This is a genomic window from Micromonospora sp. NPDC047548 (assembly GCF_040642975.1).
Taxonomy (GTDB): Bacteria; Actinomycetota; Actinomycetes; order Mycobacteriales; family Micromonosporaceae; genus Micromonospora.
Window position 1 is genome coordinate 1 of sequence record NZ_JBEYTI010000101.1, and the last position, 5,385, is coordinate 5,385.

Genomic DNA, 5,385 nt, shown 5'->3' on the forward strand with positions numbered 1-5,385 from the left:
AACTCCATGATCCACAAGTGCCGTGCTCGCCCACACTCAGCCACCCGGCCACAGACAGACCAAACAGGACATTCGCGGACCACTCCGGAGCCCTGCCTCCAGAAGGGCCATCCTCATTCCTCAACCTCTACATGAAGCGGTTGCTCCGCTACCCTATGTGGACGCGATAAGGGTGCATGTTTCGGCCATATGGGGAGGTTTTGTGTCGCTGCCTGAGGGTCGATTGGCGGCAGAAGCGACTCAAGGGGCCCCATCGGCAGTGACCCGTGTCGGCGTGCTGACAGTCGCTGACGTCGCCGCAGGACGTCGGCTGACGCCACGGCAAGTAATCCTCACGTATGAGCCGGATCAGTGGGAAGAGTTCGTCGAGGAATGGGTCCTCACCCTCGCTCCCAAGTATGCCAAGGTGGAACGCTTGGGCGGCGCCAACGACCACGGAGTTGACGTGGCAGCCTTCGCGACAAGCCGAGGATACGAAGGCGAGTGGGATTGCTACCAGTGCAAGCATTACGCCAAGCCACTCACCCCACGTGACGCATACATCGAAATCGCAAAGATCCTCAAGGGTGTCACCGAGAACCACTACATCCTTCCCCGGAAATACCGATTCGTAGCTCCGCGAGGGTGTGGAACCCAACTCAGCAACAAAATAAATCACCCAACGCAGCTACGGGCTGGCTTCATCAAGCAACTAGACGAGGGTGCAGCCTTGCTGCCCGGTCTGGACTCCGTCACCAAGGCGAAGATCAGAGACCTCGCCACGCGAACCGATTTCAGCATCTTCAACACTGAAAATCTGAAAGAAGTATTGGACAGCCTCGTAGGCACCTCGCTCTACACGAGGGAATTCGGAGGCCGCCTCCCGCCGCGGCCAGACGCATTGCCGCTACCTGACGAGATCCATCCAAGGGAGAACCGATACCTTGAGCAACTCGTCGAGGTGCACCGCGAAAGACACGGGGATCAAATTTCCACTACCGCGGACGCCCTGCAACATCCAGAGGCCAGAACTCACATCCGCCGCCAAAGAGTCGCATTCTACGGCGCCGAGGCACTTCGAACCTTTTCGCGTGATAGTGTCTCAGAAGAGACATTCAACAGCCTTCAGAACGAAATACTCGAAGGCGTGGTTGAGATCCACGACGGGAGCCATAACTCCGGCTTCGACCGGCTTGGTGCCGTACTCCAAGCCTCCATGAACCTGAACTTCACATCCAATGCCCTTACCCATGTCGTCACTACAGTCGACCGAAAAGGGATGTGCCACCAGCTGGCCAATGAGGACAAGCTCAGGTGGTGCAAGCCCACATGAGAGGTCCGCTGAACAGCCCAGTCGAGGTAGGGCTACGCGCCGTAATTCTGCTGACGGCAGCCTATCCGCGTGCTTTCGATATAGACACCCTGGTTTTGCTAGACCACAGCCTCATTCACAGCGGTGATCTAGGCGGACCACCGAGCATCCATCCCGACGTCCCTATTCGAGCTGGCGAGATCGGTTTGAAGAAGACAGTGCTCGAGGACGCCCTTCGGCTCATGATGCGCGCGAACATGGTCGATCTTGCGATAAGCACCGGCGGCATGAAGTACGTGGCCGCAGACAATGCCGAGGCTTTCGTTAGCGCCCTAGAATCGTCGTATGTCCTGCGGCTCATCGACACAGCGCAGTGGGTAGCGCAAGAGTTCACTGATGACACCCACGAGGAGACGCGGCGTAGGCTTCGCAGGATTCTAGGGCGATGGACTGAAGAACTAGACGAGCGCCCACCAACAACTGAAGAGGTGCAGTAGATGGCTCCGATTGCACTTATTCACCTGACGTTCGTGGGGAAAGATGTTGAGCCGGCAACGATAGATTTTGGTCCGAAACTTACGGTAATCTACGGCGCGTCGGACACAGGAAAGTCTTTCATTGCCGATTCCATCGACTTCGCCATGGGAAGCTCAAAGCTGCGATCGATCCGCGAATCGGAGCCCTACTCTCACATTCTTCTCGGGATTAAAATCGGCGATGAAAGCCTGACTCTGGTTCGCGCCCTAAACGCCGGCATCATCCGCGTATACGACGGCATCCTGAAAGAAATACCATCGAGCACGGCAGCTGCGGAGCTCAAGGCCAGGCACACTAAAGGTCGAACCAATACCATCTCGGCTTTTCTACTTGAGCGCATAGGCCTTTACGGCAAGGTGCTGCGCAAAAACTCGGAGAACAAAGTAGTCGAGCTAACCTTGCGGCAGCTCGCTCCGTTCTTCGTAGTACACGAAGGTCAGATGGTTGCACTGACGCCGCCTTACCACCCCGTTGGCAGAACTGACGCAACGGCCGAGCTCTCCTTATTGCGCGTGTTACTCGAAGGCGACGACGACTCAGAGCTGGAGGCCCATGTTCCCGACGACGTCCGCAAAGTCAGCAAGGGCAAGTATGAAGTCCTCCAGCAGGTTCTTTCTGGATTATATAGAACGGTGGAGGGCTCAGCTCCGGCTAACGAGCTTCAGCATCAACTCGAAGCTCTCGGCAACACCATCGCGGAACTAAATCCGGCAATAAATGACGTGCTCGCCAGGCGCCACTCGCTGATCCGCGCGCGAGACGAACTTGCCGATGACCAGCGTTCACTGGAACATCGAGTCGCGCAGATGATGGAGATCACCGCGCGCTTTCAACTTCTCCGCGATCAATATCAATCCGATCTGGCACGACTGGAAGCGGTCCAAGAGGCGGGCAACGTTCTGGGATTCTTCCAATCTGATATTTGCCTGTTCTGTGGAGCCGCAGCTAACCACCAGAACCCACCAGGCCATGCTGTAGCAGAGGCTGAGGAATTTGCTATCGCAATAGTTGCGGAACAGCAAAAGACTGCTGACCTGCTAACGGACTTGCAGCTTACATTGGCCGATCTGGAGGAACAGGTCAGCACAACGCAGGATGCTGCCCTGGAAGCAGCTCGGCGCACCGAATCGGCCCGTGATGCAGTGGTTGCGCTAGATGGCGAAGTTGCACCTCAGCAGCAGGAACTGGCCGCCGCGTACGCCAAGCAGTCGCAGGTCACTCATATGCTCGCCACTTACAAACAGATTGAGGAGATCGAGACGCTTGCCTCGACCTTCTCGATGCCCGAAGGGCCACAGGATGCTCCAGTAGCTAAGAAGTGGCCTAGCCTTCAATCTCTGAACACTCTTTCAGCGGCGATCAAGCTGTTGCTCAATAAATGGGGAATTGAGACGGGTGGCGGAGTCGCTTTCGACGTTGAGAAAGACGATCTCCTCGTTGACGGGCGACCGCGCCATACGCGGGGCAAGGGTATGCGCTCGATGATTCACGCCAGCTTTACCCTCGGATTGGCCGAGTACTGCGAAGAACGTGGCCTTCCGCATCCGGGGGTAACGGTGCTTGACTCACCCCTCGTCACTTACCGGCAGCCGGAAACCGCAGGCGCTAGCGTCGACAATAAGGACGAGTACGTCAGCTTCGACGTTGCAGCGGCTTTCTATAGATACCTCGACATCGAGGCCTCAGCGCAGACGGTGGTTATCGAGAACACCACACCGCCTACGCAGCTTTCAGACACAACAGTTGTCCATCACTTCACCAAGCAGGAGGGTTTGGGGCGGTACGGTTTCTTCCCGAACCGTTGATCCACACACGGCTGGATTTCTACGCGAATCATGTGTATCCCTTGCTCCGCAAGGAGGGAGTCCCGAGAGCCGTAGGTCCTGAGGGTCTCTGGGCGACTCGATCGAGGCTGACCAGCTTGTTTTCAGCTGCGTTGAGGCTGACGGTGAGGCCCTCGACCTCGCCATGCCACCCGTTGGTCTTCGCTTCTCTGATTCGGTTGGCGAGATTGCGGATGATTCCGGTAAGGCGATTCCGCTGTTGGGGATCGACGCGAAGCATAGGGCAACGAACGCAGGCGTGTTCGTGGGCGCACGGCGTGCCGTACGGCCGGCCGCAGTTGCCGAGCTCGATCTTGCGCAGGTGGAAGTGCTGCTGGAACTCGGTCCACTCAGCCTCCGATGGCTCCCGGTACTCGCGGGTGGGGCGCATGGCTCGGCGCCGGCCTACGAAGGCCCGGTAGGTTCGCGCAACGGTGTAGCTGTCGGTGCTGGTCACCAGCGGCGCAAAGGGGAGGCATACGCCGAGGTGAACGGTCTGGGCGCAGCTGGCGCCGCAGCGCGAGGTGGCACCGCCGTCGTGACGCTCGAACCTTTAACCACATCGGCGTCACCCCGGTCTGCCGCCAAGAGCTCCGGGTTATCGGGGCCAGTCCAGTTGGGCCTCGGGTACGCCGACATTGCGGGCGTAAGCGATGGCCTCATTCCTGCCGGTGTCGTCGCCCCGGGGGTAGGTGAAGATTCGTCCGGCAAACACGACCCAGGTTGTGGTGCCGGTGGCGTAGTCGGCGTACCAGCGTCCGGGCGCTAACGCTGCGGCCAACTGCTGGGCGAGTTCGTCGCCGCTGTCGTCTGGGCAGGTGAAGTCGATGAGTGTCCATTGGGCGGGCTGGTCCCCGGTGGCGTTCCATGCGGGGACGCGGTGGATTCGCCGCAGGGTCAACGGCGCGTCGATTCCGGTGTTCAGGGCCAGGCTTTGAGAGGGAGGGCTGGTGCCGCCGACATCACCGCGGCGGGACCGGAATCCGGTGTTGGCGGGGGCGCGGGAACCTCCGCCAGCACCGGCTCCCGCCTCTCTGCCAGTCATAGCACCCAGCCTCGGCGCTCCGGGCATTCGCGAGTCAGTCGTTCCGGCCATGCGAGCGGCGACAACGGTCAGGAGCACGGTCATCACGGCCGATCCTATGGTTGAACCGCGCATACTCCGGTGATGTCGATCCGATGACACCAGCCGCCGGCCAAGCCCGAGTACCTGCCGGACTCGCTGATCGCGAACGACGCCCAGCGTCTCCGGAAGTCACGACGCCACCGTCGGCCGGAATCCGTCGCCCCGCCGTGGCGGCTCGGCCCACGTCTATGGGCCGATGCGGTCGTGGCTAACGGCCGGACGATTCCAGAGCAGCGGAGGCCGGGCAAGCGTCCGGTCGGCATGTCACGGCACCAACCTCCGAGGTGAACTACGCCGGGACGCCGTGCCGCAGATGCTGGCGCTCAACGTCGCCGCGATCGAGGTATCAAAGCCGATGAAGTGTGCGTGGGCTCGGTCCATGTGGTGTCCGTGTCCTTGCTGGCGTCCGGCGGCGTCCGGTCCTCTGAAATGAAGAGCCGTCGAAGCACATTTACCAAACACGCCAAGTCGCGACGCGTTCACGCCGCGTCGGCCGACGTGCGCTTCGGCTCACCCCCCCCGTTACCTTTTTCGTAGCCCCAACCGGGGTTGCAGGCCACCGGCCGCGGCATGACTCAGTCCCCCTGTTGACCATGATCTGGGGGGTG

General features: G+C 60.0%; 4 protein-coding genes. 3 read left to right on the top strand and 1 reads right to left on the bottom strand.

Going from position 1 to position 5,385, the window contains the following annotated elements; translation table 11 throughout:
- Positions 1–202: 202 nt before the first annotated feature.
- From ABZ807_RS33010 to ABZ807_RS33020, 3 genes are read left to right on the top strand one after another with little or no spacing between them, the layout of a single operon-like run.
- Positions 203–1,312, top strand: coding sequence for an ABC-three component system protein (locus tag ABZ807_RS33010; protein ID WP_357166995.1), 1,110 nt, complete (start codon positions 203–205; stop codon positions 1,310–1,312).
- Positions 1,309–1,788, top strand: a complete 480-nt coding sequence (locus tag ABZ807_RS33015) for an ABC-three component system middle component 2 (RefSeq protein WP_357166998.1) — start codon at positions 1,309–1,311, stop codon at positions 1,786–1,788. Before ABZ807_RS33010 ends, ABZ807_RS33015 begins: the two co-directional genes overlap by 4 nt.
- Positions 1,789–3,633, top strand: a complete 1,845-nt coding sequence (locus ABZ807_RS33020) for a hypothetical protein (protein ID WP_357167002.1) — start codon at positions 1,789–1,791, stop codon at positions 3,631–3,633. It begins immediately after the preceding gene.
- Positions 3,634–4,249: 616 nt separating this feature from the next.
- Here ABZ807_RS33020 and ABZ807_RS33025 read toward each other — a convergent pair.
- Positions 4,250–4,696: a hypothetical protein gene (locus tag ABZ807_RS33025; protein ID WP_357167005.1), complete on the bottom strand. Its 447-nt coding sequence runs from the start codon at positions 4,694–4,696 to the stop codon at positions 4,250–4,252.
- Between the last annotated feature and the right edge of the window lie 689 nt (positions 4,697–5,385).

Coding starts and splice junctions, on each gene's coding strand:
- ABZ807_RS33015 (WP_357166998.1), top strand. CDS start 1,309: ATGAGAGGTCCGCTGAACAGCCCAGTCGAGGTAGGGCTACGCGCCGTA.
- ABZ807_RS33020 (WP_357167002.1), top strand. CDS start 1,789: ATGGCTCCGATTGCACTTATTCACCTGACGTTCGTGGGGAAAGATGTT.
- ABZ807_RS33025 (WP_357167005.1), bottom strand. CDS start 4,696: ATGACTGGCAGAGAGGCGGGAGCCGGTGCTGGCGGAGGTTCCCGCGCC.